This window comes from Mesorhizobium sp. M7A.F.Ca.AU.001.01.1.1, assembly GCF_004022735.1.
Lineage (GTDB): Bacteria > Pseudomonadota > Alphaproteobacteria > Rhizobiales > Rhizobiaceae > Mesorhizobium > Mesorhizobium ciceri.
In genome coordinates this window covers 1-1,569 of sequence record NZ_RZPF01001032.1, presented here as the reverse complement: position 1 = coordinate 1,569, position 1,569 = coordinate 1, and the positions used below count along the sequence as shown (strand labels likewise).

The 1,569-nt window shown below is 67.7% G+C and carries 2 protein-coding genes; both read right to left on the bottom strand.

Going from position 1 to position 1,569, the window contains the following annotated elements:
* Positions 1-773 (bottom strand): SH3 domain-containing protein (locus tag EN884_RS35440; RefSeq protein ID WP_348632999.1); only part of this gene is annotated, 773 nt, incomplete at its 3' end.
* Positions 774-998: 225 nt separating this feature from the next.
* Positions 999-1,569, bottom strand: a 571-nt coding sequence (locus EN884_RS35435) for a metallophosphoesterase (RefSeq protein WP_128361102.1), incomplete at its 5' end; no start/stop codon positions are given.

Below are 1,569 nucleotides of genomic sequence, written 5' to 3'. Positions count from 1 at the left end.
ATCTCAAACCGCTCCGAGACGCCGACACGGATCATGTTGAGGCTGCCTTCCCTGGTGAAGCGGAAGTCGCCGGGCGCGTCGGAACCGGCCGGCTGGCCGGCACGGAAAGAGATGATGCGCGTGCCGCCATCGGGCCAGGTCACAGTGATGTTCGCCTTGTCGGCGGTGTGCACCACGCTGACCTTGCAGCGCTCCATCGGCTGGCCGACATAGCGGGCGCAGGGAATTTCGGGGCCAGAAGCCAGCGTCGGAGCGGAATCAAGCGGGACGTCAGGCGCCGCCAGCGCCAGTAGGTACGCATCCTGCATGGCGGCGTGGCCGATTTCCTCTGGCGATTTCGGCGTGCTTTCGGCTGCCGGACCGGCGCCGCCAAGCCGCGCCGTCAGGTCGGGCGGTGCGACCGGCGCGCTGTCGGCTGAGCCGGTGGCCTGCGATTGGTCCGGTGCCGAGGCCTGCTCGGCCCCACTGCCGGTGGAGGCAACCACCGGCGCACCGGCCGGTCTTGGCTCACCTTCGACATAGGGGTTCGGATTGAGGGGGATGAGATAGCGCGCCGGCGCCCAGCCGCTCAGCTTCTCCTTGCCCGTGCTCTCGACCTTGCACCATTTGTAGCCGTTGATGTCGTTGCAGCCGAGATTGGTGACCATGTCGCCACTGCTCAGCCGCGCCTCGACCGTGGCGACCGGCGATGCGGTGGTGCGGACCTTGAGAAGGTCGTCCGGCGCCAGGCCGGTAACGACGGAGATGACGAGCTCCGGCGCCTCTTGGGCCATCTCTTCAGCCATAGCGGGGGCAATCACAGGCCACGCCGTCATCAGCAGCGGAGCAGCAATCAGCGCATGGAGGATTGTTCGGAGCGTAACTGTGCGCCTCATCGTTTGGCCGTGCGCTGATACCGTGCCGCGGCGGATCGAGCCCGCCGCAAGCCCGGCCGGTTTTATAAGGGACGACGCGGCGCCATGTAAGCCCGAAAATTCGGGCCGCCGTTTCGCCAGCCTTCAGCCGGGCAGGGGCATGAACCCGGTTCTGAGCGCGTGAGCCCATTCCGGCCGGCCCGCTTGTTCGGCCTGCCTGGCGGCCGCCTCGTGGTCGTAGTCGACGGCGATGGCCTCGAAGCCGTCGGGCTGGCCGTTGCTGCCCAGGGTGACAATGCCGTAGCGCGCATGCGGCGAGCCCTGCTCGGAGACATGCGCCGGCGGCGTGGAATCGTCATAGGCAGGGCAGCCGATGCTGCCCGGATTGAAGATGACGGGACCGTCGGGGACGCGGATCAGTTCCGCGCGGTGGCTGTGGCCGCACAGCGCGATGCGGCAAGCCGGGTCGAGCGCCTTCAGCCGCCGCCGGATCGCCGTCAGCGGCGCGCGTACCAGCTGGCCATTGACGATCGTATCAGTGAGATATTTCTCGTCATGGTCGGGACGGGCGTGGAAAGCGATGATTCCGGGTGCGATCTCCAGCGTCAACGGCTGGGCGAACAGCACCTGGCGCTGTGCCTCGGTCAGCCGCTCCTGCGCATAGACGTCGGAGGGCCACATGGTGTCATCAGCGGGGTCGGCGGCAACACGGCGG